Annotated in this window: 23 protein-coding genes and 1 tRNA gene; 13 read left to right on the forward strand and 11 right to left on the reverse strand. The window is 74.0% G+C overall.

Annotation, left to right across the window (positions count from 1 at the left end):
- Positions 1 to 141: 141 nt before the first annotated feature.
- From GMA12_RS13010 to GMA12_RS13025, 4 genes are read right to left on the reverse strand one after another with little or no spacing between them, the layout of a single operon-like run.
- Complete coding sequence (locus GMA12_RS13010; RefSeq protein ID WP_156269907.1) at positions 142 to 573, reverse strand: ATP-binding protein; 432 nt, start codon at positions 571 to 573, stop codon at positions 142 to 144.
- On the reverse strand, positions 566 to 898 hold the full coding sequence (locus tag GMA12_RS13015; RefSeq protein ID WP_156269908.1) for an STAS domain-containing protein: 333 nt from the start codon (positions 896 to 898) through the stop codon (positions 566 to 568). The genes GMA12_RS13010 and GMA12_RS13015 overlap by 8 nt, the downstream gene beginning before the upstream one ends.
- Positions 882 to 2,837, reverse strand: coding sequence for a glycosyltransferase family 2 protein (locus GMA12_RS13020; protein WP_156269909.1), 1,956 nt, complete (start codon positions 2,835 to 2,837; stop codon positions 882 to 884). The genes GMA12_RS13015 and GMA12_RS13020 overlap by 17 nt, the downstream gene beginning before the upstream one ends.
- Complete coding sequence (locus GMA12_RS13025; protein ID WP_156269910.1) at positions 2,834 to 3,958, reverse strand: PP2C family protein-serine/threonine phosphatase; 1,125 nt, start codon at positions 3,956 to 3,958, stop codon at positions 2,834 to 2,836. Before GMA12_RS13025 ends, GMA12_RS13020 begins: the two co-directional genes overlap by 4 nt.
- An 88-nt stretch (positions 3,959 to 4,046) precedes the next feature.
- Between GMA12_RS13025 and GMA12_RS13030 the strand changes: the two genes are divergently transcribed.
- On the forward strand, positions 4,047 to 5,741 hold the full coding sequence (locus GMA12_RS13030; protein ID WP_156269950.1) for a sensor histidine kinase: 1,695 nt from the start codon (positions 4,047 to 4,049) through the stop codon (positions 5,739 to 5,741).
- A 98-nt stretch (positions 5,742 to 5,839) separates the two neighbouring features.
- Here GMA12_RS13030 and GMA12_RS13035 read toward each other — a convergent pair.
- Positions 5,840 to 5,912: transfer RNA gene (locus tag GMA12_RS13035), tRNA-Thr, on the reverse strand.
- A 232-nt stretch (positions 5,913 to 6,144) separates the two neighbouring features.
- Between GMA12_RS13035 and GMA12_RS13040 the strand changes: the two genes are divergently transcribed.
- On the forward strand, positions 6,145 to 6,852 hold the full coding sequence (locus tag GMA12_RS13040; protein WP_370831538.1) for an HAD-IA family hydrolase: 708 nt from the start codon (positions 6,145 to 6,147) through the stop codon (positions 6,850 to 6,852).
- Between the two features lie 177 nt (positions 6,853 to 7,029).
- Here GMA12_RS13040 and GMA12_RS13045 read toward each other — a convergent pair whose 3' ends face one another.
- The 4 genes from GMA12_RS13045 to tmk are packed head-to-tail and all read right to left on the reverse strand — an operon-like array spanning position 7,030 to position 11,108.
- The gene (locus GMA12_RS13045) at positions 7,030 to 7,608 is read right to left on the reverse strand and encodes a HutD family protein (RefSeq protein ID WP_156269911.1); all 579 of its coding nucleotides are present in this window, start codon (positions 7,606 to 7,608) and stop codon (positions 7,030 to 7,032) included.
- A 31-nt stretch (positions 7,609 to 7,639) separates the two neighbouring features.
- Positions 7,640 to 9,226: an alpha/beta hydrolase gene (locus GMA12_RS13050; protein WP_156269912.1), complete on the reverse strand. Its 1,587-nt coding sequence runs from the start codon at positions 9,224 to 9,226 to the stop codon at positions 7,640 to 7,642.
- A gap of 32 nt (positions 9,227 to 9,258) precedes the next feature.
- Complete coding sequence (locus GMA12_RS13055; protein ID WP_162459818.1) at positions 9,259 to 10,398, reverse strand: DNA polymerase III subunit delta'; 1,140 nt, start codon at positions 10,396 to 10,398, stop codon at positions 9,259 to 9,261.
- Complete coding sequence (tmk, locus tag GMA12_RS13060; RefSeq protein ID WP_162459819.1) at positions 10,395 to 11,108, reverse strand: dTMP kinase; 714 nt, start codon at positions 11,106 to 11,108, stop codon at positions 10,395 to 10,397. The genes GMA12_RS13055 and tmk overlap by 4 nt, the downstream gene beginning before the upstream one ends.
- Positions 11,109 to 11,190: 82 nt before the next feature.
- Between tmk and GMA12_RS13065 the strand changes: the two genes are divergently transcribed.
- The 3 genes from GMA12_RS13065 to GMA12_RS13075 are packed head-to-tail and all read left to right on the forward strand — an operon-like array spanning position 11,191 to position 13,499.
- Complete coding sequence (locus GMA12_RS13065; RefSeq protein WP_156269913.1) at positions 11,191 to 12,360, forward strand: trans-sulfuration enzyme family protein; 1,170 nt, start codon at positions 11,191 to 11,193, stop codon at positions 12,358 to 12,360.
- 9 nt (positions 12,361 to 12,369) lie between these two features.
- Positions 12,370 to 12,684, forward strand: a complete 315-nt coding sequence (locus tag GMA12_RS13070) for a DUF2516 family protein (RefSeq protein ID WP_047803014.1) — start codon at positions 12,370 to 12,372, stop codon at positions 12,682 to 12,684.
- A 56-nt stretch (positions 12,685 to 12,740) separates the two neighbouring features.
- Positions 12,741 to 13,499: a phosphoglyceromutase gene (locus tag GMA12_RS13075; RefSeq protein ID WP_156269914.1), complete on the forward strand. Its 759-nt coding sequence runs from the start codon at positions 12,741 to 12,743 to the stop codon at positions 13,497 to 13,499.
- Positions 13,500 to 13,599: 100 nt separating this feature from the next.
- Here GMA12_RS13075 and phoU read toward each other — a convergent pair whose 3' ends face one another.
- A complete protein-coding gene (phoU, locus tag GMA12_RS13080) occupies positions 13,600 to 14,298 on the reverse strand; it encodes a phosphate signaling complex protein PhoU (protein WP_162459820.1) in 699 nt (232 codons plus the stop codon).
- Between the two features lie 217 nt (positions 14,299 to 14,515).
- On the opposite strand from phoU, the gene GMA12_RS13085 reads away from it, so the two are divergent.
- Both GMA12_RS13085 and GMA12_RS13090 read left to right on the forward strand, forming a co-directional pair.
- On the forward strand, positions 14,516 to 15,784 hold the full coding sequence (locus GMA12_RS13085) for a sensor histidine kinase (RefSeq protein ID WP_162459821.1): 1,269 nt from the start codon (positions 14,516 to 14,518) through the stop codon (positions 15,782 to 15,784).
- Positions 15,781 to 16,461: a winged helix-turn-helix domain-containing protein gene (locus GMA12_RS13090; protein ID WP_062736387.1), complete on the forward strand. Its 681-nt coding sequence runs from the start codon at positions 15,781 to 15,783 to the stop codon at positions 16,459 to 16,461. The genes GMA12_RS13085 and GMA12_RS13090 overlap by 4 nt, the downstream gene beginning before the upstream one ends.
- Before the next feature lie 94 nt (positions 16,462 to 16,555).
- On the opposite strand, the gene GMA12_RS13095 is transcribed toward GMA12_RS13090, so the two are convergent.
- Positions 16,556 to 17,119: a hypothetical protein gene (locus GMA12_RS13095; protein WP_162459822.1), complete on the reverse strand. Its 564-nt coding sequence runs from the start codon at positions 17,117 to 17,119 to the stop codon at positions 16,556 to 16,558.
- Between the two features lie 155 nt (positions 17,120 to 17,274).
- Here GMA12_RS13095 and GMA12_RS13100 point away from each other — a divergent pair, with 155 nt between their 5' ends.
- The 6 genes from GMA12_RS13100 to glgX are packed head-to-tail and all read left to right on the forward strand — an operon-like array spanning position 17,275 to position 23,763.
- On the forward strand, positions 17,275 to 17,757 hold the full coding sequence (locus tag GMA12_RS13100; RefSeq protein ID WP_017831963.1) for a CarD family transcriptional regulator: 483 nt from the start codon (positions 17,275 to 17,277) through the stop codon (positions 17,755 to 17,757).
- A gap of 7 nt (positions 17,758 to 17,764) precedes the next feature.
- Complete coding sequence (ispD, locus tag GMA12_RS13105; RefSeq protein ID WP_162459823.1) at positions 17,765 to 18,580, forward strand: 2-C-methyl-D-erythritol 4-phosphate cytidylyltransferase; 816 nt, start codon at positions 17,765 to 17,767, stop codon at positions 18,578 to 18,580.
- Between the two features lie 4 nt (positions 18,581 to 18,584).
- Positions 18,585 to 19,076: a 2-C-methyl-D-erythritol 2,4-cyclodiphosphate synthase gene (gene ispF / locus GMA12_RS13110; RefSeq protein WP_162459824.1), complete on the forward strand. Its 492-nt coding sequence runs from the start codon at positions 18,585 to 18,587 to the stop codon at positions 19,074 to 19,076.
- Positions 19,077 to 19,111: 35 nt separating this feature from the next.
- Complete coding sequence (cysS, locus tag GMA12_RS13115) at positions 19,112 to 20,542, forward strand: cysteine--tRNA ligase (protein ID WP_162459825.1); 1,431 nt, start codon at positions 19,112 to 19,114, stop codon at positions 20,540 to 20,542.
- A 40-nt stretch (positions 20,543 to 20,582) separates the two neighbouring features.
- Positions 20,583 to 21,557 (forward strand): 23S rRNA (guanosine(2251)-2'-O)-methyltransferase RlmB, encoded by a 975-nt coding sequence (gene rlmB / locus GMA12_RS13120; protein ID WP_156269917.1) that lies wholly within the window; start codon positions 20,583 to 20,585, stop codon positions 21,555 to 21,557.
- Positions 21,544 to 23,763 (forward strand): glycogen debranching protein GlgX, encoded by a 2,220-nt coding sequence (gene glgX / locus GMA12_RS13125; protein ID WP_162459826.1) that lies wholly within the window; start codon positions 21,544 to 21,546, stop codon positions 23,761 to 23,763. Before rlmB ends, glgX begins: the two co-directional genes overlap by 14 nt.
- Positions 23,764 to 23,822 lie beyond the last annotated feature (59 nt).

Raw genomic sequence — 23,822 nt, forward strand, 5'->3', positions numbered from 1 at the left:
CCCCCGCGGCGGGATCCCTGTTCGGCTCCCCGAATGCGTGCTGCAGATGACACCGGATGTCCCCCCTGACGTCCCGTTCTGCTCCCCATTCTAGGGATCGCGGCAGACAGTTCACATACGCAAATAGGGGGACGACGGGGCCTACGGGGCCTCCGGGCCGCACTCCCGGGAGAGCTCCCAGACGTTCGTGTCCCCGCGGCGCTCGAACACCACGCGGCTCACGAGGGCCTGGATCAGGGCCAGTCCCCGGCCGGACTCGAGGTGCTCCTCGGCCATGGCCCGGCCGAGGTCCACCTCGGCCGGGGCGGCGCCGATCTCGTAGATCATCGCCTCCAGCCGGTGCGGTGCCGCGACGAGGTCCACCTCGAGCTGGATCGGCGCCTCCGCGGCGGGCACCGCGTGCACCACCACGTTGCCGGCCGCCTCCATGACCGCCAGCGTGAAGGCCATCCGGTCCGCCTCGGGCACGAACTCGGCGGCCTCCCACAGGGCGTCGAAGTCCTCGTGCAGGGCGTCGACCGTCTCGGCGGTGGCCGGACCGCGCCGGGAGCGGCGGGACGTGGCCTCAGTCATCGGCGAAGGCCGCGTCAGCGGTGTCGTAGGGGGTCAGGACACGGTGCATGCTGGTGAGCTCGAGGACCATGCGCACCTGGGGCTGGACGTTCGCGATCCGCAGGTCGCCGCCGGCCTGGCGGGCCAGCTTGAGGCACCCGATGAGGGCGCCCAGACCGGAGGAGTCCATGAACTCCGTGCCGCCGAGGTCGACCACCACGTGGTTGCTGCCCCCGTCCACGACCTGCGCCACGACCTCCCGCAGCTTCGGCGCTCCCACCATGTTCAGCCGTCCGGTGCCCGTGATGTGGGCGAACCTCGGCTTCTGCTCAACCGTGAACTGCATCGGCTTTCCTCTCCTCCGGGTCGAAGCCCGTGTATCTCGCGGCGGTGACGAGCACGCTCAGCACCACCAGGTCGAAGGCGACCCAGGCCACGTTGACCAGGGTCCCTACCGGCTCGTTCAGCCCCAGCGCCAGGCGCAGCGTGCCGATCACCAGGGCCGCGGCGAGCAGGCCCATCACCACCAGCTGCGGGCGGATCAGGTGCCAGGCGGGGCCGGAGTCCTGCCGGACCTTGGGCGTGACGGCGAAGCCGAGCGGCCGGCCGAACCACACGTTGCGCGCGGCGGTGGTGCACGCCCGGATCCAGATCGGGAACAGCGCCAGGCTGTACTGCTGGCCGCGCCACGTGGGGATGCCCCGTCCCACCACGAGGAACAGCAGCTGGTTCACCACCATGAAGGGGATGAACCGGACGAAGAAGTCCCAGCTGAGGCTGCTGACGGGCAGGATGCCCAGCACCAGGTAGACGATGGGCGCAGCGAAGTAGACGACGGCCGCGAACCCGCTGAGGTAGCTCCACATCGTGGCGAAGTACATCAGCCGCTGCCCCCACCCGAGCCGGCGCTGCACCAGGGGGTTCTCGCGGAGCAGGACCTGCACCGTGCCCTGCGCCCAGCGCAGGCGCTGGGTGAGCATGGTCTTCAGGTCCTCGGGGGCCAGGCCGTGGGCGAGGATCTCGTGGTGGTAGACGCTGCGCCAGCCCAGCCCGTGCAGGCGCATGGAGGTGGCCATGTCCTCGGTGACCGAGATCGTGGCCAGCGGCATCAGCGGCTGGGCCTCCCCGGGCCGCTCCACGGACACGGCCTCGAGCACCTCCCGGACCGGCTCCACCGACGCCAGCGGGGAGAGGTCGCGGCGGGACATCCGGTCCACGGCGGAGGAGAGCTCGTCCGGCCACACCATGCCGTCCTCGGGCGGCAGCTCCAGGGCGGCGATCGAGGCGAGGTCCGCCTCGATCTGGGAGAAGTCCTGGGTGACGGTCCGCCGGGCGGCGGCGTCCACGGCCCGCTGCAGCCGGTAGGTCAGCTCGGTCAGCGGCGCCCCGGCCCGGAGCTCGGCGCGGGCCCGCTCGGTGGCGGCCTCGACGTCGTCGAGCATGCCGGCGACCACCGGGTTCGCGGCCTCGGGGGACTTCCGGGCCCGGCGCAGGGCGGCCCGGGTGCGGACCAGGGCCTCCTTGACGTCCTGCTCGACCTCCCGGACGTAGCCGGACAGGCCGAGCTGCATGAGCGCCTCGCGGCGCAGGAGCGCGTTGGAGCCGCAGAAGAAGGCCGCGTTCCAGCCGTCCTTGCCCTGCTGGATGGGTCCGTAGAACAGCGGGGCCTGGCTGCCCAGGGGATCGTGCTCGGGGACGTTGACGAACCACTGCGGGGTCTGGACGAGCGCCACCTTGCGGTCGTTGAACCAGCCCAGGGTCCGGTCGAGGATCCGCGGGTCCGGCACCTGGTCGGCGTCGAGGATCAGCAGGAACTCGCCCTGGGTGAGCATCAGGGCGTTGTTGAGGTTGCCGGCCTTGGCGTGGCGCGGCCGGTCGGCCCAGTCCGCGCTGCGCGTCAGGTAGCCCAGCCCGTGCTCGGCGGCGAGGGCCTCCAGCTCGGGCCTGGCGCCGTCGTCGAGGATCCACGTGCTGTGCGGGTGCCGGATCGCCTTCGCGGCCAGGGCGGTGCCCATCACGAGGTCGAGCGGCTCGTCGTAGGTGGTGATGAAGACGTCCACCGTGGCGCCCGCGGGCGGGGCGCCGGCCTCCCCCCGGCGCCGGAGGCGCCACACGGTCAGCCCGAACAGCGAGACGTCGATGAGGCTGTACGTCTCGGCGAGCACGAGGGGCACGGCGATCCACCACGCGGCCCAGTTCAGCGACTCGAGCCAGCGCCAGGCGATGTAGTTGACGCCCAGCAGGAGGGTCAGGACGACCAGCAGCCGGACGAGGAAGCGGTTCATGCTCCACCTCGCGGGTCCGGGAGCCGGCGGAGCACCACCGCGGTCACGTCGTCGCCGGGCACGTCCGCGTCCGGGGCGCCGCCGCGGGCGAGGTCGAGCACGGCCGCGCAGACGGCCCGGGCGTCCGCGCCGCGGGAGGTGGCCGCGGCCACGGCGCGCACGGCCTCGTCCACGTCCTCGTAGGCGTCGAGCAGGCCGTCGCTGACCACCACGAGCGCGTCGCCGGGCGCGAGCGCGAACCGGCCGGGCGTCCAGCTCGTGCCGGGCACCGCGCCGACGGGCGGGCCGCCCGGGCGGAGCCGGACGACGCCGTCCGCGTGCATGTGCAGGCCCAGGCCGTGGCCGGCGTCGACGTAGTCGACCACCCCGCGGGCCGTGTCCAGCCGGGCGTGGAAGAGCGTGACGAAGGACCCGGAGTGGTCGAGGTCGTTCTCGAGCTGGCGGCAGGTGTCCCGGAAGGCCCGCTCCATGTCCGGCTGGCCGGCGGCCGAGCGCAGCACCGCCCGGACCGTGGCGGCGATGAGCGCGGCGCCCATGCCCTTGCCCATGGCGTCGGCCAGGGAGATCTGCAGTCCGCCCTCGGTGGCGTACCAGTCGAAGAAGTCCCCGCCCACGCTGCGGGAGGGCCGGCAGGCGCCGGCCACGTCGTAGCCGGCCACGACCGGGGCGGTCGAGGGCAGGAGGCTGCGCTGGACCTCCGCGGCGCGGCGCAGCTCCTCCGCGTCGGCCTGCTCCGCCCGGGCGCGCGGGCGGCGGAACATCGCCTCGATCCGCGCCTGCAGCTCACGCGGGCTGAAGGGCTTGCTGATGTAGTCGTCCGCCCCGAGCTCCAGGCCCTCGAGCCGGTCGATCTCGCCGGGGCGGGCGGTGACCATCAGGAGGTAGGCGTCCGAGAACTCCCGGACCCGCCGGCACACCTCCATGCCGTCGAGGTCGGGCAGGTTGAGGTCGAGGGTGATGAGGTCGGCGCCGTCGCGGCGGACGGCCTCAAGCCCCTCGAGGCCGGTCGCGGCCGTGGTCACGGCGAAGCCGCGCATGCCGATGGTCTGGGCGAGCAGGTTGCGGATGTCGTCGTGATCCTCGATGACGACGGCACGACGGCCCTGGGGGGAGGGGGTCATGCACCTATTAAGCCGCTAATCTTTGCGAATGTCATCCCGACCCTCCGGGGACGGCTCACCCCCGTCGGAAGTGCTTCCCGTGGACCGCATGCTCACCGTCCTGTCCCTCGACCGGCTCAGCTTCCACGAACTGTCGATGCGCCGGCGGGTGCTGCTGAGCCAGCTGCCGTTCAGCGTCACGACGGTGGTGCTCGTCCTGGGCGTCTGGGTGGCGCACGAACCCCTGCGCGGGGACCTGCAGCTCCTCCTGGCGACGGCGCTGACCCTGGTGCTGACCGCCCTGTGCGTGCTGGCGCCCTGGGACCGGCTGCCCGACGGGGCCTTCCTGGCCGTCCCCGTCCTGGACTTCGTGCCCCTGACCCTCCTCCGGGAGGCCACCCTGACCTGGGTGACCGGGGTGGGCATCATGGCCGCGTTCCCGGTCATCTGGCTCGCCGCCTCGGGGCGGCTGCCCCGGGCCGCCGCCCCGATCGGCTTCCTGCTGTCCCTGGCGATGGTCTGGGTCCCGCTGCTCGTCCCGCCGCGGCCGCTGACGCTGCAGATGGTCACGGCCCCGCTGCTCATCCCGTTCATGCTCCTGGGCATCGGGATCACGGTCCAGGTGCTCTCGAACAGCATGGAGCGGCAGAACGCCGAGCTGACGGCCAAGGACGCGCAGCTGCGCCGCCTGCTGGACGTGACCGCCCGCCGGGAGCGGCTGCTGCAGACCGTCATGGACACGGTGGACGTGGGGGTGCTCGCCGTCGACGAGGACGGCCACGACGTCCTGATGAACCGGCGCCAGCGCCGGATCCACGAGCTCTCGCTGCCCGAGGGCATGTCCGACGGCACCGAGGCCGACCTGCTCATCTACGCGGACGCGGAGGGGACGCCCCTGCCCGCGGAGCAGCGCGCGGCGGCCCGGGCGGTGCGCGGTGAGTCGTTCTCGGACGTCCTGGTCTGGGCCGGCCGCGCCCCCGTCCAGCGGGTGCTCTCCGTCTCGGCGCGGGTCATGCGCGACGACGACGGGCGCCCGGAGGGCTCTGTCCTGTCCTTCAACGACGTCACGGAGCTCGTCGCCGCGCTGCAGGCCAAGGACGACTTCCTGGCCGGGGTCTCGCACGAGCTGCGCACGCCGCTGACCTCCATCCGGGGCTACACCGAGCTGCTGGCCATGGACGAGGGGCTGCCCGGGCACGTCCGCTCCGGCCTGGAGGTCATCGAGCGCAACGCCGACCAGCTGCTGGTCCTGGTGGAGGACCTGCTGGGCACGGCGAGCTCGGCGCTCGAGCCGCAGCTCGTGCCCGCCGACCTCGTGCAGGTGGTCGAGCAGTCCGTCGCCGCCGCCGGCCCGAAGGCCGCCGCCGGCGGGGTGGACCTGCATGTCGAGGCACCGCGGCGCCTCGTGCTGGAGTGCGACCCCGTGCGCATCGGCCAGGTGCTGGACAACCTGCTCTCGAACGCGATCAAGTACTCGCCGTCCGGCGGGCCCGTCACGGTGAGCGTCACCCCCGCCGGGCGCACCGTGCAGCTCCGCGTGGCCGACCGCGGCATGGGCATGCGGCCGCAGGACGCCGAGGATGTCTTCGGCCGCTTCTTCCGCAGCACCAACGCCCGGATGAGCGCCATCCCCGGGCTGGGTCTGGGGCTGGCGGTCGCCCGGGAGATCGTCGAGCGCCACGGGGGGAGCATCCGCTGCGAGAGCGTGCTGGGGGAGGGCACGGTCTTCACGGTCCTCCTGCCGCTGGCCGGCCCCGGGGCCGCCGGCGCCGACACGCTCGAGGCGCTGCAGCGGCAGGACTGACGCGCCGAACCACTGGCAGGTCCGAGCCACCGGCAAGTCCCGGGCACGGGGACGACGAAGGCTCCGGACCCTGGTGGGTCCGGAGCCTTCTGCGGGGGAGCCTCCTGTCGGAATCGAACCGACGACCTTTTCATTACGAGTGAAACGCTCTACCGACTGAGCTAAGGAGGCCTGCACGTCGCCGTCCGGGACGGGATCAGTGCAGGTGAAACTGTAGCAGAGAGCGTCCCGGCGTCCGCAATCCCGGCCGTCCCGGCGTGGTGCCGGCACGGTGCCGGCGTTCCCCGGGTGTTCACCCGCCCTTCGGCCGCCACGCCTTCCGGGTCCGGGGCCGGGAGCGCACCATGGACGGACACGACGACGGGGCGGGCCGCTGGGGCCCTCCCGGGACGGGAGGGCCCCGGTGGGCGAGACGGCGCAGGACCTCGACCTGGCGTTCCTGGACATGTCCGGGACCCTCTTCCACGACAACGGCATCGTGGAGCGGGCCTTCGAGCGGACAGCGGCCGGGCTGGGCGTGGACCCGGGCTCCGCACGGTTCCGGCAGATGCTCGACCATCTCCGCGGCAGCCCGGGGCAGTCGCGCGCCGGGGCGCTCGAGCAGCTCTTCGCCGCCGAGCCAGACCGGGCCCGGCGGGCCGTGCGGGACTTCGAGCGCCACCTCGACGACCTCCTGGCCGCCGAGGGCGTGTGCCCGGTGGAGGGCGCGGAGCAGGCGGTCGCGCAGCTGCGCGCGGCCGGGCTGCGGGTGTGCCTGGCCACCGGCCACAACCGGCACAGCATGAACACGCTGCTGGAGCAGCTGGGCTGGACGGGCCTCGCCGACCTCAGCCTGTGCCCCTCGGACGCGGGGCGCGGGAGGCCCTGGCCGGACATGGTCCTCACCGCGGTGCTGGCCCTGGACCTCGGCGACGTCCGCCGCGTCATGGTCGTCGGGGACACGGCGGCGGACATGCAGGCCGGCCGGCGCGCCGGGTCCGCCGCCGTCGTCGGGGTCCGCACCGGCGCCCACCCCGCCGACGCCCTGCGCGCGGCCGGTGCGCACGTGGTGGTGGACTCCGTCCGGGACCTGCCCGGCCTCCTCCGGGCGCCCGCGGCCCTCCGCCGCTGATCCGTCCCGGCACGGTCCCCTCCACGGCTCCTGGCGGACCTCGCGGCGCGTGCTGTTCACGGGGCTGACGCTCGCCTCCGGGATGCTGGGGCCGGTCGTCCTGCCGGCCGGTGCCGAGGCCGGGGTGAGTGCCGGGCGCGGCCGGGCGGACCTGTGCTGGAGGCCGCCGCGGCCCGCTCAGTCCCGCGCCGGCGGGTCCAGGGACACGACTGCCAGGAAGCCCCGGCCGGTGAGCTCGGGACCGTCCGGCTCGGCGCCGCGCACGGTGTCGTGGACCCCGATCTCCTCGGTGATCCCCTCCGTGGGCCCGCCGGCCGTGAGCACGGCACGGCCGGAGAGCAGGACCGCCAGCTGGTCCTCGAAGACCGGGTGCGGGCGCTTCTTGGACAGCTCCAGGACCACCACGTGCGCCCGGACCGCCTCGCGCGCGGCCAGGACCTCGAGCGCGCGGACCGGGCCGGTGGGCAGCGCGGCGTCGACGGGCTCGTCGGCGGGGCCCCGGGAGGGCCGGTGCCGTTCCAGCGCCTGCTCCCGCCCACCGGCGCCGAGCACGAGCAGCTCGCCGTCGACGACGGTGAGCACGCGCTCCGCCCCGGCAGCGGCGGGCAGGGTGCCGGGGCGCTCGAGGTCGAGCAGCGACAGCTCCCAGGCGCCGGCCGGGCCGGCGGCGATGCGGCGCACCGTGCGCCCACCGGCGCGGGTGACGGGCAGGTCGCCGGCGCGCAGCAGGACGGGGCGGGGGAGCGGGTCGGTCACGGGATCCTCCGGTGGGTCGTCGTGGGCGGGGTCAGGAGCACGTGGTCCCCTCCTCGGGCAGCTCGCCCTCGAGCAGGTAGGCGTCCACGGCGTCCTGCACGCACTCGTCGCCCGAGGTGTAGGCCGTGTGCCCGTAGCTGTCGTAGCTCAGCAGGCGGGCGCTCTCCAGCTGCTCCGCGAGGGCCTCGGACCAGTGGTAGGGGGTCGCGGGGTCGTGCGTGGTGCCCACGACGAGGATCGGGTCGGCGCCGGCGGCGTCGACCGGAGCGGGTGCGGCCGCGGGCTCCACCGGCCAGCCCTGGCACGCGGCCTCGCCGTAGCCGAGGTAGGGGCCGAAGGTCGGCGCGACCTGTTCGAGCCGCTCCTGGTGCCGGGCCATCTGCTCGTCGGTGACCGTCCCGGCGGACCGGTCGAGGCAGTTGACCGCGGTGAAGGCCATCGTGGTGTTGTTCGCGTACCGGCCCTGGGCGTCGCGCCCGTGGGTGGCGTCGGACAGCGCCAGCAGCGGGGAGAAGTCCCCGTCGAAGGCGGCCCCCAGGGCCTCGTTGAGCTGCGGGTAGGACGTGGTGGTGTACAGCGGGGTCAGGATGCCCTCCACCACGTTCGTGGCGGTGACCCGGCGCCCGTCCCCGGCGGTGACGGTGCCCTCCTCGACCGAGGCGATGAGCTCCTGGATCCGCGCCGTCGCCGCGTCCGGGCTCGACCCGCCGACCGCGCAGCCGCGGATCTCGGCCTGGCACACCTGCACCCAGTGCCGCAGGTTCTCCTCGAAGCCCTCCGCCTGGTCCGCGGTGGCCTCCTGGTCGCTGAGGGTCGGGTCCACGCCGCCGTCGAGCACGAGCCGGCCCACCCGGTCGGGGAACAGGTCGGCGTACACGGCGCCCAGGTGGGTGCCGTAGGAGAAGCCCAGGTACGTGGTCCGCTCGTCGCCCAGGACCGCCCGCAGGACGTCCATGTCCCGGGCGGCGCTGGCGGTGTCCATCTCGGCGACCAGGTCCCCGGAGTTCTGCACGCACTGCGTCCCGAGCCGCTCGTACTCCTCGCGGATCTCGTCGGCGGGGTCCGAGCGCGGGTCGAACATCGGCTCGGCGCGCCACGCGTCCAGCTCGGCGTCGTCGAGGCACTCGATCCCCGCGGAGCGGCCCACGCCCCGCGGGTCGAAGCCCACGACGTCGTAGGCCTGCCGCACCTCGTCCGTGACCGTGTACTCGGCGAAGGCCGTCGCGTCCACCCCGGAGGCGCCGGGGCCGCCCGGGTTGATCAGGAGGCTGCCGCGGGCCTGTCCCTCGGCCGGGAGGCGGGACATCACCACGGTGGTGGTCTCCCCGGACGGGTCGTCGTAGTCCAGGGGCACCTCCACGGCGGCGCACCGGAGGTCGTCCTCCGCGCCGTTCGTCTCGATCTCGAACTCGCACGCGCCCCAGTCCACCGTCTGGGTGTAGAACCGCTCGAGCTCCGCGGGCGCGCCCTCCACCACGGCGCCGCTCGCGCCCCCGGACGGCTCGTCCGTGCCGGAGGCGCCGAGGGAGGAGCACCCGCCCAGGAGCAGGCCGGCCGCCGTCAGCGCGGCCGCGGCGGGCAGGGGCGCACGGCGTGGTCGGGAGGCACGGCGGATCATGGGGCTCCTCGGGGCGCGGGAGTCGGGCGGGGTCACAGCAGGGAGACGGCCATCGCCTCGAACGCGAGCTGCGCGCTGACGTTGGTGCGGATCCGGTCGCGGGTCCGGCTGATCACGTCGATGCGCTGCAGGGTCTGCTCGGGGGTGGCGTTGGAGGCGTGGTCCCGCAGCTGCTGGGCCAGGTGCTCGTTGACCAGACCGGAGCCCGTGCGCAGCTGCAGGGTCAGGACGTCCCGGTAGAAGGTGGTGAGGTCGATGAGGAAGCGGTCGAGGGTGTCGGTCTGGATCCGCCGGGAGCGCCGCTTCTGGTCCGCCTCGAGCCGGTTCAGCGCGCCGCGGATGGCCGGCGGCACCCGGCCCGACTCAGGGGCCCCGAGCGCCACGAGCAGCTGCTTGCGCTCCGACTCGTTGCGTGCCTCGGCGTCCGCCTGGGACTCCTCGACCGCGATCTTGTGCAGCCGGTCCGCGGCGCGCACGGCGTCAGGCACCCCGGAGAGCTTCAGGGGCATGGACACGACCTCCTGCCGCCGCGTCCGGGCGTCGTCGTAGAGGGCGAGCCGCTTGGCGATCCCGACGTGGGACTGGGCGAGCCGGGCGCTCTCCTGCGCCCGCTGCCGGGGCACCCCGTGCCGGCGGATGAGCAGCTCCGCGACGTCCTCCACCGCCGGGACCTTCAGCGTGGCCGGCCGGCAGCGGGAGCGGATGGTCACGAGCACGTCCATGGGGCTGGGGGCGCACAGCAGCCAGATCGTGTTCGGCGGGGGCTCCTCGATGGCCTTGAGCATGACGTTGGAGGTGCGCTCCACCATCCGGTCGGCGTCCTCGATCACCATCACGCGCCAGCGGCCCACCGACGGCCGGTCCTGGGCGCGGACCACGAGCTCCCGGGCCTCGTCGATGGTGATCTGCGGGTTCTCCGTGACGAAGTGGGTGAGATCGGCGTGCGAGCTGGCCAGCACCGTGCGGCACGCGTGGCAGTGCCCGCAGCCGCGGTCGGCGGGCTCCTGCTGCTCGCACAGCAGCGCCGCCGCGAAGGCCAGGGCCGCGTTGGACCGGCCGGAGCCGGGCGGGCCGGTGAACAGCCACGCGTGGGTGGGCCGGTCCTCCCGGGCGGCGCGGCGCAGCTGCGCGACCACGGCCTCCTGGCCCAGGAGCTGGTCCCACACGCTCACGAGGCCACCTCCGCGGCGGCCCGGGGGAGCGCGGCCAGGCCGCTCCGGACGGCGGCCGCGAGCTCGGCGGCCGGCCGGGTCGCGTCGAGCACCAGGTAGCGGCCCGGGGCCCGTGCGGCCAGCTCGAGGAAGGCCTCGCGGGTGGCGTCGTGGAAGGCGTCGGGCTCGAGCTCCAGGCGGTCGCCGGCGTCGCCGTCGCGGGCCTCGCGGCGGGTGCGGCCCGTGGTCGCGGGGACGTCGAGCAGCACGGTGAGGTCGGGCAGGAGGCCGGTGGTGGCCCAGGCGTTGAGCTCCGCGACGCGGTCGACCCCGAGCCCGCGCCCGGCGCCCTGGTAGGCGGCGGAGGAGTCGGCGTAGCGGTCGCAGACCACGGTGCGCCCGGCCGCGAGGGCAGGACGGATGAGCTGCTCGACGTGGGCGGCGCGGGCGGCCGCAAACAGCAGGGCCTCGGTGCGGGCGTCCACCGGGCCGTGCGCCGGGTCCAGGACCAGGGCGCGCACCCGCTCGCCCAGCGGGGTGCCGCCCGGTTCCCGGGTGCGCACGACGTCGTGGCCCTCCGCGCGCAGGGCGTCGGCGAGCAGGCGGGCCTGCGTGGACTTCCCGGCGCCGTCCCCGCCCTCGAACACGACGAAGACCCCGCGCCGGGCGGGCGCGGGGGAGGTCTCCGGGGCGGGAGAGGACGGCGGGGCGGGAGCCGGTCGGAAGGTCACCCCACCAGCCTATCGACCGCGGGGGACAGGGAGCGCTCCGCGGGCTGCCGCTGGGGACCCGGCGGGCCGATAGCCTGTGAGCATGACTGCGCGCCCCGAGACCCCGTCCGCCCACTCCACCGACGCCCTGCGCCCGGACACCGTGGTGGTGGCCGGCGGGCGGCCCGCACCGGAGCACGACGCCCCGGTGGGGCCCTCCATCGTCCTGACCTCCACGTACCGCGGATCCGGCGGCCTCGACGCCGCCGACCGCGCCTACGGCCGCTACAGCAACCCCACGTGGGAGGACATGGAGGAGGTCCTGGCCCGGCTCGAGGGGGCCGGGCAGCCGGGGCTGCTCTACGCCTCGGGCCTGGCGGCGATCGCGTCGGTGCTGTCCCTCCTCCCCGCGGGCGGGCGCCTGGTCATGCCCCGGCACAGCTACCAGGGCTCCCTGGCCCTGGCCAAGGACCTCGAGGCGCGCGGGCTGCTGACCATCGTGACCGTGGACGTCGCGGACACCGAGGAGGTCGTGGCCGCCCTCGGCGCCGCGGACCTGCTGTGGCTGGAGAGCCCCACCAACCCCATGCTCGAGGTCGCCGACCTCCCGGCGCTGCTGGCCGCGGCCCGGGAGCGCGGTGTGCTCACGTGCGTGGACAACACCTTCGCCACGCCCCTCGTGCAGCGCCCGCTGGAGCACGGCGCCGACGTGGTCGTGCACTCGGTGACCAAGTACCTGGCCGGGCACTCCGACGTCGTGCTGGGGGCGGCCGTCACCTCCGACCCCGGCCTGCGGGACCGGCTGAGGGCGCACCGCTCGCTGCACGGGGCGATCCCGGGCCCGTTCGAGGCCTGGCTCGCGCTGCGGGGGATGCGGACCCTCGCGCTGCGGATCGAGCGCTCCGCGGCGACGGCCGGCGAGCTCGCCCGCCGGCTGCAGGAGCACCCGGCCGTGCTCGAGGTCCGCTACCCCGGTCTGCCCGGGGACCCGGGGCACGAGCGCGCCGCCGCGCAGATGGACGGCTTCGGCGCGATCGTGGCCATCGTGCCCGCGGGGGACGTCGACGCGGTCGAGGCGGCGGTGGACCGGCTGCGGGTGTGGACCCCCGCGACCTCCCTGGGCGGGGTCGAGTCGCTGATCGAGCGCCGGCGCCGGCACCACGAGGAGCCGCGCAGCGTGCCGGAGACGCTGCTGCGGCTGTCGGTGGGCATCGAGAACGTCGAGGACCTCTGGGAGGACCTCGACCACGCCCTGCGCGCGATCGACCGGTAGGCTGGGACCGTGGACATTCCCTGGGTCTTCTATCTCGTGCGATTCATCGACATCGCCCTCGCGCTGGTCGTCGCCGGCCTGGCCGTGTGGGCCTTCGTCGACTGCCTGACCAAGGCGCCGGTGCAGTTCCAGCGCGCGTTCAAGCGCACCAAGGGGTTCTGGCTCGCCCTGACCGGCGGGTCCCTCGCGTTCACGGTCTTCACCCTGCTGCTGCTGCGGCCCAGCCTGTTCGTCCTGCTCATCGCGGGCACGGCCGTGGGCGTCTACCTCGCCGACGTCCGCCCGGCCGTGGGCCTGGAGTCCAAGGGGCCCAACAGCTGGTGACCCGCCCCGTGGCGCCCGCGTGTCCCGGGCCCGCGCCCGGATGGAAGAATGAGGCCATGGCTACCGAATCAGCACCGTACAAGCTCGTCCTGCTCCGCCACGGACAGTCCGACTGGAACGAGAAGAACCTGTTCACCGGGTGGGTTGACGTGGACCTCACCGACAAGGGGCGGGAGGAGGCCGTCCGCGGTGGCGAGCTGCTCGTGGAGAAGGGCATCGCCCCGGACGTCCTCCACACCTCGCTGCTGCGCCGGGCGATCACCACGGCGCACCTCGCGCTGGACCGGGCGGACCGGCACTGGATCCCCGTGAAGCGGTCGTGGCGGCTCAACGAGCGCCACTACGGCGCGCTGCAGGGCAAGGACAAGACCCAGGTCCGCGAGGAGTACGGCGACGAGCAGTTCATGACCTGGCGGCGCTCCTACGACGTCCCGCCGCCCGAGCTGGACGACTCCGACCAGTACTCCCAGGCCGGGGACCCCCGGTACGCCGACGTGCAGGACGCCCCCCGCACCGAGTGCCTCAAGGACGTCCTCGACCGCTTCATGCCCTACTGGGAGCAGGAGATCGTGCCCGACCTGCAGGCCGGGCGCACCGTGCTCGTGGCGGCGCACGGCAACTCGCTGCGCGCGCTGGTGAAGCACCTGGACGGCATCTCCGACGACGACATCGCGGCGCTGAACATCCCCACGGGCATCCCGCTCTACTACGAGCTGGACGAGGACCTGCGCCCCGTGGTGGCCGGCGGCCAGTACCTCGACCCGGAGGCCGCCGCCAGCTCGATCCAGGCGGTCGCCAACCAGGGCAAGAAGTAGGCCCGGCACCGCCGCACGCCGAAGGGCCGGTCCCACCGCAGCGGTGGGACCGGCCCTTCGGCGTTCCCGGGGGCGGACCGCGCCGCGCCCGGGCGGGGACTCACTCGCCGCCGTCGCGGCCCACGTGCCCGTGGCCGGTCGGGCGGTCGGAGCTGGCGGGGACCCAGTCCCCGGTCACGAGGTAGGAGACCTTGCGGGTCACCGAGACGCCGTGGTCGCCGATCCGCTCGAGGTAGCGGGAGCACAGGGTGACGTCCACGGCCGTGGGCACCGAGCAGTCCCAGGTGGGGGCGGCCAGGGCGTCGAACACCGACTGGTGCAGCGCGTTGACCTCGCCCTTGAGGGCGTAGATGTCGTCGGCCAGGGAGAGGTCGCGGGTCTGCAGCACCTGGATGACGCGGTCCACGATCTGCAGGTCGAGGTCGAACATGCGGGTGAACGTCTCCACGAGCGGCTCGGGGATGACCGGGTCCGGGTAGCGCAGGCGGACGGCCTGGGCCAGGTGGCGGGCCAGGTCCCCGGCGCGCTCGAGGGAGGCGCTCATCCGCAGCGCCCCCACGATCATCCGCAGGTCCGAGGCCACGGGGCTCTGCAGGGCGAGGATGTCGATCGAGCGCTCGTCGAGGTCGTTCTGCAGGAAGTCGATCCGGGCGTCGTTGGAGATGACCTCCTCGGCCAGCTCGATGTCCGCGTCGAGGAGGGCGTCCTTGGCGCGGGCGAGGGCCTCGCGCACCAGGGTCGCGATCTGGATGAGCTCCTCCCCGACCTGGTGGAGTTCTGCCTGGAAAACCTTGCGCACGGGTGTGTCCTTTCGAGATGCGGCACGTCCGGGGCCCGCGGCCGGGGTGCGGCGCGGGGCGGAACGGATGACGAGGGGGCGAGGTGCGAGCACACCCGCCGCCACGGTCACAGCCAGGAGTGAACTTCCGCTCATCTTAGGGTGAACGTTCGTTGAACCTGTAGCTCGTGACGCCCGGGGAGACCTCCCCGCGCCGGCGGAAGCCTAAGCTGGATCCGTGAGTCCAACTGCCATCGCCGTCGTCGCCGGCCTGCTCGGCTTCGCCCTGGGGGTGAGCGGTCTGATCGGCCTGCGGCTGAGCGGCCGCGGCCGCCGCGCCCGCGCCGACGTGCAGGAGCCCACCCTGCCGGACGGCACCGCGGACGTCCTCGCCGTGATCGGGCGCGCCTACGTGGTGGTGGACGGCGTCGACGGCGTGGTGCGCGCCTCCCCGGCCGCCTACGCGTTCGGCCTGGTCCGCGGGCACACCGTGGTGCACGAGCAGATGCTGGAGATGATCCGCCGCGCCCGGCGCAGCGGGGTCATTGAGGAGCGGCGGGTGGAGCTGTCCCGCGGGCCCTTCCAGACCGGTGCCGTGGTGCTCGACGTCCGGGTGGCGCCCATCGCCGAGGAGTACATCCTGCTGCTCGCCGACGACCAGACCGAGATCGCCCGGGCGCAGTCGATCCGCAACGACTTCGTGGCCAACGTCTCGCACGAGCTGAAGACCCCGGTGGGGGCGATCGGGCTGCTGGCCGAGGCGATCGAGGACGCGGCCGAGGACGAGGAGGCCGTGCGCCGCTTCGCCCAGCGGCTGCACAAGGAATCCGTGCGGCTCACCGCCCTGGTGCAGGACATCATCGAGCTCTCCCGCCTGCAGAGCGCCGACGTCGTCACCGAGGGCCGGCCCGTGGACCTCAACCAGGTGATCGCCGACGCCGTGGACCGCAACCGGTTCCCGGCCGAGAACAAGCGGATCGAGCTGGTGGTCGGCGGCCGCGTGACCCGGCCCGTGTTCGGCGACCCCGACCTGCTGGTCACGGCCCTGCGCAACCTCATCGACAACGCGGTGCACTACTCCCCGGAGGGCACCCGCGTGGGCGTCGGCGTGCGCGAGCGGGACGGCATGGCGCAGATCTCGGTCACCGACCAGGGCCCGGGCATCCCCGAGGAGGAGCAGGACCGGATCTTCGAGCGCTTCTACCGCGTGGACGCGGCCCGCTCCCGGCGCACGGGCGGGACGGGGCTGGGCCTGAGCATCGTCAAGCACGTCATGTCGCAGCACGGCGGGGAGGCCACCGTGTGGTCGCAGCCGGGCCGCGGCTCCACCTTCACCCTGCGCATCCCCCAGATCGAGGGCGCCGACGAGCCCGAGGAGACCGCCCCGGCGGCCTCCGCGACGTCCGCCCCACCGGCGCCCGCGACGGCGCGACCCGAACCAGCCACCACGACCCCACGGCCGGCCGCCCCCGCGCGCCGGACCGGGAGCACGGAGGACCGACAGTGACCCGCATCCTGATCGTCGAGGACGAGGAATCCCTCAGCGACCCCCTCTCCTACCTGCTGGGGAAGGAGGGGTTCGAGGTGCAGGTCGTGGACAACGGCGTCGACGCCGTCACGGAGTTCGACCGGGCCGGGGCCGACCTGCTGCTGCTGGACCTCATGCTCCCCGGGCAGTCCGGCACCGAGGTGTGCCGGCAGGTGCGGCAGCGCTCCTCGGTGCCGATCATCATGCTCACCGCCAAGGACGCCGAGATCGACAAGGTGGTGGGGCTGGAGCTGGGCGCCGACGACTACGTCACCAAGCCCTACTCCTCGCGCGAGCTCGTGGCCCGGATCCGCGCCGTGCTGCGCCGCCAGGCGGAGCCCGAGGAGCTCGTGACGGCCACCGTGCAGGCCGGCCCGGTGCGGATGGACGTGGAGCGCCACGTGGTGAGCGTCAACGGGGAGCAGGTGGCCATGCCGCTCAAGGAGTTCGAGCTGCTGGAGATGCTGCTGCGCAACGCGGGCCGGGTGCTCACCCGCGGGCAGCTCATCGACCGGGTCTGGGGCTCCGACTACGTGGGGGACACCAAGACCCTCGACGTCCACGTCAAGCGCCTGCGCGCCAAGATCGAGCCCGACCCCTCCGCGCCCCGGCACCTGGTCACGGTGCGCGGCCTGGGCTACAAGTTCGAGGCCTGAGCGCCCGGGGCGGGAGCCACCGCGCCGGTGCACCGGAAAGGGCCCGGGACCCGCGGTGCGGGTCCCGGGCCCTGCCCGTGCGCCTGGCGGTGGGTCAGTGCTCGTCGGCCTGCTGGCCTCCCACGAAGGCCTCGTCGCCGGGCTTCGCCGGGACGTTGGACGGGTTGGCCGGGGTGGTCGGGGCCCCGCCGGGGATGTACTCGGCGTAGCGGGGGAAGGTGTGGTCGAGCACCGGCACGGACTCGGTCACGGACTCGCCGGCGGCGCTGATCTCGGTCTGGACCATCAGGCCCGGCATGGCACCGGCCGGGTCGAGGAGCACGGGCTCGGTCTCGGCCAGCTTCAGCGTGGTCCCGGCGGGGACGGGGATCTCGCCCGTGGCGCCGTCGGCGTCCACCGTGACGGTCATGTCCTGGTCGCCGCTGTTGGTGAGGCTGCCCAGCAGCCGGCCCTCGGCCTCGGCGCTCTCGGCCACGATGAGCAGATCGGTGGCCTTCAGGTCGCCCATCTCCACCACGATGCCGTCCGCGGGCGCGTAGCCCACCTCGGCGGTGGCCACCGGGTTGATGGCGCTGCACCCGCTGGCGGTGAGCAGGGCGGCCACGGCGGCGGCACTGAGGCCTGCGCGCTTCAGGGACTTGCGGGCGGCGGTCTTCACGGCGCGTACTCCTCGGGAGCTCAGGACGATGTCCCCACCAGCTTATCCGTTTGCCGACGGATCGTCCGCATCGCCGGGCGCCCGGGGGCAGGTCACGACGGATCGGCGAATCCTACACCGTGTTAGAATGGACGTTCTGAAAGGGGTATTTCCATATGGTTTTTGAGGTTGGCGAGACGGTTGTCTACCCGCACCACGGCGCGGCGACCATCGAGGAGATCAAGACCCGCACCGTCAAGGGCGAAGAGAAGATGTATCTCAAGCTCAAGGTGACCCAGGGCGATCTGGTCATCGAGGTCCCCGCGGAGAACGTGGACCTGGTGGGCGTTCGCGACGTCGTCGACGAGGACGGGCTGAAGAAGGTCATCTCGGTCCTGCAGGCGAAGGACACCGAGGAGGCCAGCAACTGGTCCCGGCGCTACAAGGCCAACCTCGAGAAGCTCGCCTCGGGCGACGTCCTGAAGGTCGCCGAGGTCGTGCGCGACCTGTGGCGCCGGGACCGCGACCGCGGGCTCTCGGCGGGGGAGAAGCGGATGCTGACGAAGGCCCGCCAGATCCTCACCTCCGAGCTCGCCCTCGCCAAGAAGATCGACGAAGAAGAGGCCGAGAAGCGCCTCGACGACATCCTGGCGTCCTGACCTCCCCGTGACCGGGAACGGGCCACGGCCCACGACGGCGAACCCGCCCTCTCCGGAGGGCGGGTTCGCCGTCGTCGTCGTGGCGGCCGGGTCCGGCACCCGGCTCGGGCACGGCATCCCCAAGGCCCTCGTACCGCTGGACGGCAGACCCCTGCTGGAGCACGCCCTGCGCGGTGTCGCCGAGGCCGGAATCGCCGACCGGGTGTTCGTCACGGTCCCCGCCGGCGACGTCGCCCTGTCCGCCCTCGCCCGGGCGCACGGGGCGGTGCCCGTGACCGGCGGCGCCTCCCGCGCCGCGTCGGTCCGGGCGGCCCTGGCCGTCCTGGAGCGCACCGGCCCGGAGTGCACCGGGGTGCTGGTCCACGACGCCGCGCGGTGCCTGACCCCGCCCGAGGTCTTCCGGTCCGTGGTCCGGCGCGTGCGCTCGGGCGAGCGGGCCGTGGTGCCGGTGCTCCCCGTCGCGGACACGATGCGCCGGGTCGACGAGGCCGGCCGCTCGCTGGGGACCGTGGACCGGACGGTCCTGCGCGCGGTGCAGACCCCCCAGGGCTTCGACCTCGCCCTGCTGCGCGCGGTCGACCGCGCCGCCGCCGAGGCCGGCACGGACCCGGAGACCGTCACCGACGACGCCTCGCTCGTGGAGACCCACGCCCCCGGGGTCGCCGTCCGGACGGTCCCGGGCCACGAGCACGCCTTCAAGATCACCCGGCCCCTCGACCTCGTGCTGGCCGAGGCCGTGCTCCGGGGACGGGCGCCCGGCGCGGCCGGCACGGTCCCGGTCGCCGCCGAGCCCTCGACCGCCACCACCCCCGAGGAGCGCTGAGCCCGTGAACCTGCCCCGCACCGGCATCGCCGTGGACGTCCACGCCTTCGGACCCGAGGGCACCCCGCTGTGGGTCGCCGGGCTCGAGTGGCCGGGGGAGCGGGGCCTCGCTGGCCACTCGGACGGGGACGTCGTGGCCCACGCCGCCGCCGACGCCCTGTTCTCGGCCTCCGGCACCGGGGACCTGGGCTCCAACTTCGGCGTGGACCGGCCCGAGATGCAGGGCGCCTCGGGGCTGCACATCCTCGCCGAGGCGGCCCGGATCGTGCGGGCGGCCGGCTTCGAGATCGGCAACGTGGCCGTGCAGCTGGTCGGCGAGCGGCCGCGCTTCGCGCCCCGCCGTGCCGAGGCCGAGGCCGCCCTCAGCGCCGCGGCCGGCGCCCCCGTGACGGTCAGCGCCACGACCTCGGACCACCTCGGGTTCCCGGGCCGGGGCGAGGGGCTCGCGGCCGTGGCCACGGCCCTGGTCGTCGCCGGGGGAGCGGGCGGAGCCTGACCGTCCCGCGGGCGCGCGCCCTTATGATGGGCCGTGTGACTCTGCGCTTCTACGACACCGCCACCGCCTCCGTGCGGGACTTCGAGCCCGTCCACCCTGGTGAGGCGCGTCTGTACTACTGCGGTGCCACCGTCCAGGGGATGCCGCACATCGGGCACGTGCGCTCCGCGCTCGTCTTCGACCTGCTGGCGCGCTGGCTGGAGTTCCGCGGCCACCGGGTCACCACGGTGCGCAACGTCACCGACATCGACGACAAGATCCTCGCCAACGCCGCGGCCTCGTTCGACCCCGACTACACCGGCGACCACCCCCGCGAGCCGTGGTGGGCGCTGGCCTACCGGTTCGAGCAGGTCTTCAACGCCGCCTACGACGCCATCGGCATCGCCCGGCCCACCTACGAGCCGCGCGCCACCGGCCACGTCCCGGAGATGCACGCCCTGATCCGGGCCCTCGTCGACGCCGGGCACGCCTATCCGGCCCCGGACGGCTCGGGCGACGTCTACTTCGACGTCCGCTCCTGGGCCCGCTACGGGGAGCTCACCCACCAGTCGGTGGACGACATGCAGGACGCCCCGGACGCCGACCCGCGCGGCAAGCGCGACCCCCGCGACTTCGCCCTGTGGAAGGGGCACAAGGCCGGCGAGCCGGAGACCGCGCGCTGGGACTCCCCGTGGGGCGCCGGCCGGCCCGGCTGGCACCTCGAGTGCTCCGCGATGGCCGGGAAGTACCTCGGAGAGCACTTCGACATCCACGGCGGCGGCCTGGACCTGCGCTTCCCCCACCACGAGAACGAGCTCGCCCAGTCGGCCGCGGCCGGGCAGCGCTTCGCAAACTTCTGGTTGCACAACGGCCTGGTCACCTCCGCGGGCGAGAAGATGTCCAAGTCGATCGGCAACACGGTCTCACCAGCGGACATGCTCGCCGCGGCCCGCCCGCTCGCCGTGCGCTACTACCTCGGGCAGGCCCACTACCGCTCCGTGCTGGACTACCGGCCCACCTCCCTGACGGAGGCCGCCGCCGCGGTGGAGCGCGTCGAGTCCTTCCTGCGCCACGCCGCGGACTCCGGACTCGACCTCGCCTGGACGCCTGCCGACGTGCCGGCGGCCTTCCAGGAGGCCATGGACGACGACCTCAACGTGCCCCAGGCCCTCGCGGCCCTGCACGAGGCCGTGCGGGCGGGCAACTCCGCGCTCGCCGACGGCGGTGACCCGTCCGCGCCCGCCCGCGCCGTGCGGGCCATGACCGACGTCCTCGGGCTGACCGGGCTCATGGACCTCGGCGGGGCCGGCGGCAACGCCGCCGAGCACGCCGCCCTCGACGCCCTCGTGCGCTCCCTGCTGGCCCAGCGCGAGCAGGCCCGCGCCGCCAAGGACTGGGCCCGTGCCGACGCCATCCGGGACGAGCTCGCCGCGGCCGGCGTCGCGGTCCGGGACGGCGCCGACGGCGCCGCCTGGTCCGTGGCCTGAGCCGGCCCCCACCCACCCCCGACCGAAACAGAGGAATCCCATGCCAGCCCCCAAGCGCCCCGGTGCGATCCGCAAGAACAAGAAGGGCCCCCTCGTGGGCACCGGCGGCCACGGCCGCAAGGCGCTCGAGGGGCGGGGACCGACGCCGAAGGCCGAGGACCGCCCGTACCACAAGGCGCACAAGATGAAGAAGGCCGCCGAGCGCCGCCAGCCCTCGGGCGGCCGGGCTGCCTCCCGCACCCGCGGCAAGGTCCAGGAGGACCTCGTCACCGGGCGGAACTCGGTGGTCGAGGCGCTGCGGGCGGACATCCCCGCCAAGGCCCTCTACGCGGCCAGCAAGATCGACGTGGACGACCGCGTGCGGGAGATCCTGCAGATCTGCGCCGAGCGCGGCATCACGATCCTCGAGGCCTCCAAGTCCGAGCTCGACCGGCTCACCAGCGACGCCGTGCACCAGGGCGTGGCCCTGCAGGTGCCGGCCTACGAGTACGAGGACGCCGTGGAGACCGCCCGCCGGCTCATGACCCAGTGGGAGAAGCGGCACATCCGCCGCCCGCCGCTGCTGATCGCCCTCGACGGGATCACCGATCCGCGCAACCTCGGGGCCATCATCCGCAGCGCGTCGGCCTTCTCCGGCAACGCGGTCATCGTCCCCGAGCGCCGCTCCGTGGGCGTCACCGCCTCCGCCTGGAAGACCAGCGCCGGCGCCGCCGCCCGCGTGCCCGTGGCGAAGGCGGCCAACCTGAACCGCGCGCTCGAGGAGCTCAAGGGCATGGGCTACTTCGTGATCGGGCTCGACGGCGACGGCGACGTCCAGCTGCCCGGGCTCGAGCTCGCCACCGAACCGCTCGTGATCGTGGTCGGCGCCGAGGGCAAGGGCCTGTCCCGGCTGGTCACCGAGAACTGCGACCAGGTGGTCTCCATCCCCATCGACTCCGCCATGGAGTCCCTCAACGCCTCGATGGCCGTGGGCATCACCCTGTACGAGGTGTCGCGACGCCGTGCTGGTTCCTGAGCCCCGGCGGCAGGACACCGGCCGGACCTACGTCTCCCACCCGTACCCGCTGGGAGTGCACCCCTCCCACGAGCGCGACGGCAGCGCCAACGTGGCCGTCTACGCCCCCGGCGTGCCGGATCTCGACATCGTCTTCCGGCTGCCGGGCGGGCGCTGGCAGCGGCGCCGGCTGACGGGGCGGACCGGCGGGGTGCACCACGGGACGATCCCCCCGGCCGAGCAGCAGCGGCTCTCCGAGACGGGCTTCGCGTACATGCTGCACCGGGACGAGACCCCCGCGCTGCCCGTCGGCACGGAGTACGGCTTCGTGCCCGCGGACTCGCCGGTGGCCGCCCGCCGCCGCGGCCCGGACCCCTCCGACCAACAGGTCCTGCTCGACCCCTACGGGAAGGGCCTGCGCCGCGTGGCCCCGCCGGAGGGCGTCGAGAACCCGGGCCCCGACGCCTACGGGGGACGCTACGTCTCCGTGATCGCCCAGCAGGACTTCGACTGGGACGAGGACCGCCCGCCGGCCACCGCGTGGCGGGACACGGTGATCTACGAGGCGCACGTCAAGGGCCTCACCGCCCTGCACCCCGAGATCCCCGAACACCTCCGGGGCACGTACGCCGGCCTGGCCCACCCGGTGATGACCGACTACCTCACCTCGCTGGGCGTCACGGCCGTGGAGCTGCTGCCCGTGCACGCCCACCTGGACGAGCCCCACCTCACGGCCCTGGGGCTGAGCAACTACTGGGGCTACAACACGCTGGGCTTCTTCGCCCCGCACGCCGGCTACGCCACCGAGGCCGCCCGCGCCCGCGGCCCCCAGGGCGTGCTCGACGAGTTCAAGACCATGGTCCGCGACCTGCACCGGGCCGGCCTCGAGGTCTACCTCGACGTGGTCTACAACCACACGGCCGAGGCCGGTCAGGCCGAGCCCGCCTACTGCTGGCGCGGCCTCGGCGACGAGGCCTACTACCGGCACGGCGACGACGGCCGCTACGTGGACGTCACCGGGTGCGGCAACTCGGTGAACTTCGGCAACCCCCGCGTGGTGCAGATGGCCCTGGACTCCCTGCGCTACTGGGTGGAGCGCTGCCACGTGGACGGCTTCCGCTTCGACCTCGCCCCCGAGCTGGCCCGCGACGAGCGCCACCGCTTCACCCGCAACCACCCCTTCCTGGTCGCCGTGAACGCGGACCCCGCGCTGTTCGGCACCAAGCTCATCGCCGAGCCGTGGGACGTGGGCATGGGCGGATGGCAGACGGGGCACTTCCCCGAGGGGTGGGCCGACTGGAACGACCGCTTCCGGGACACCGTGCGCGACTTCTGGCTCACCGGCCCGCGCAGCATGAGCCTGGGCGGGGACGGGGGCAACGCCTCGCGCCTGGCCGGGGCGCTCACCGGGTCCGCGGACCTGTTCGCCGCCTCGGGGCGCAGCGCCCTGGCCTCCGTGAACTTCGTGACCGCCCACGACGGCTTCACCCTGGCCGACCTCGTGTCCTACGACAACAAGCACAACCAGGCCAACCTCGAGAAGAACCGGGACGGCACCAACGACAACCACTCCTGGAACCACGGGGTCGAGGGCCCGGCCCGGGACGTGCGGATCCGGGCCGACCGCGCGCAGACCGCGCGCAACGTCATGGCCACTCTGCTCTTCTCCCAGGGCGTGCCGATGATCACCGCCGGGGACGAGTTCGGCCGCAGCCAGGGCGGGAACAACAACGCCTACTGCCAGGACAACGAGCTCTCCTGGGTGGACTGGCGCCACACCCCCGCCGACCGGGCGATGCTGGCCGCGACCCGTTCCCTCGTGGCCGTGCGCGGCGAGTTCCTCGCCGGGCAGCCGTCCCACTTCCCGACCCGGCCGGACGAGGTGATGATGCACTGGTTCGGCCCGGACGGCTCGCCCATGACCGCGACCGACTGGCAGGCCCCCGGCGCCCGCACCATCCAGGTGCTGATCGGCTCGCGCGGCGGACGGGTCTCGGGGCTGATGGTGGTCAACGGCGCGAGCGCCGACATGGCGATCACGTTCCCGGACGTCACGCAGCTGCTGCGCCCCGACGAGGAGGAGCACCCGCTGCGGGCCTCGGAGGGCGTCTACGCCCTGGTGCACAGCACCGCCTCGGTCCTGCACGGCCGCTACGGCGCCCGCTACCGCGCCGGGCGGCCCCAGGGCGTGCCCGCCAACTCGGTCACCCTGTTCCGGCTCCTCTGAGGCGCGCCGGACCGGCACGGCAGGAGGGCCGCACCCGTGCGCGGGTGCGGCCCTCCGGC

Source organism: Kocuria sediminis (genome assembly GCF_009735315.1).
GTDB classification, from domain to species: Bacteria; Actinomycetota; Actinomycetes; order Actinomycetales; family Micrococcaceae; genus Kocuria; species Kocuria turfanensis.